The following is a 1,280-nucleotide window of genomic DNA, read 5'->3' as shown; positions in this document are numbered from 1 at the left end:
CCAAAAAAAGAGGAAATACCCATGGCAAAGGCCAAGTTTGAACGCGTAAAACCACACGTTAACGTCGGTACCATCGGACACGTTGACCACGGTAAAACAACCCTTACCGCTGCTATCGCAACTGTAGCTGCAATCACCTCTGGTGGCGAAGCCAAAGACTACGCAGCAATTGACAGTGCACCAGAAGAAAAAGCACGTGGCATCACCATCAACACCTCACACGTAGAATATGACACGCCAACACGTCATTATGCCCACGTCGATTGTCCAGGTCACGCCGATTATGTTAAAAACATGATCACCGGTGCCGCGCAAATGGATGGTGCTATTCTAGTTGTATCTGCAACTGACGGCCCAATGCCACAAACCCGTGAGCACATCCTGCTTTCACGTCAGGTTGGCGTACCGTACATCGTCGTGTTCATGAACAAATGTGACATGGTTGATGACGAAGAATTGTTAGAGCTAGTAGAAATGGAAGTTCGTGAATTATTAAGCGACTATGACTTCCCAGGTGATGACACCCCAATCGTTAAAGGCTCAGCTACTGAAGCCCTTAAAGGTTCACAAGAAAAATATGGCCAACCAGCGGTCGTAGAACTACTAAACATCCTAGATACTTACATCCCAGAGCCAGAGCGTGACATCGACAAAGCATTCCTAATGCCAATCGAAGACGTATTCTCAATCTCAGGTCGTGGTACTGTTGTAACTGGCCGTGTTGAATCAGGTATCGTACGCGTTGGCGACGAAATCGAAATCGTCGGTATCCGTGACACGCAAAAAACCACCTGTACTGGTGTAGAGATGTTCCGTAAACTGCTTGACGAAGGTCGTGCAGGCGAAAACTGTGGCGTACTACTACGTGGTACTAAACGTGAAGACGTACAACGTGGCCAAGTACTTGCTAAACCAGGTTCTATCACGCCGCACACCAAGTTTGACGCTGAAGTATATGTATTGTCAAAAGAAGAGGGTGGTCGTCACACACCATTCCTAAACGGCTATCGTCCACAGTTCTACTTCCGTACCACTGACGTAACTGGCGCAATCCAATTACAAGACGGTACTGAAATGGTCATGCCTGGTGATAACGTTGAGATGGGCGTAGAGCTTATCCACCCAATCGCTATGGACAAAGGTCTTCGCTTCGCTATTCGTGAAGGCGGCCGTACTGTAGGCGCTGGTGTTGTTGCTACTGTATTGAACTAAGATTTGAAACATCAGAGCAATCTGATGCTTAGTTTATGTTAAGTAGTTAGTTAAAAGCCGTTCTCTTT

At 47.0% G+C, this 1,280-nt stretch carries 1 protein-coding gene; it reads left to right on the top strand.

Annotation, left to right across the window (positions count from 1 at the left end):
- Positions 1–21: 21 nt before the first annotated feature.
- Complete coding sequence (gene tuf / locus EPB74_RS13345; RefSeq protein ID WP_079690918.1) at positions 22–1,212, top strand: elongation factor Tu; 1,191 nt, start codon at positions 22–24, stop codon at positions 1,210–1,212.
- The last annotated feature ends 68 nt before the right edge of the window (positions 1,213–1,280 follow it).

The sequence above is a fragment of the Psychrobacter sp. DAB_AL62B genome (assembly GCF_028895345.1).
Taxonomy (GTDB): Bacteria; Pseudomonadota; Gammaproteobacteria; order Pseudomonadales; family Moraxellaceae; genus Psychrobacter.
This window is presented reverse-complemented; position numbering and strand designations above follow the sequence as displayed.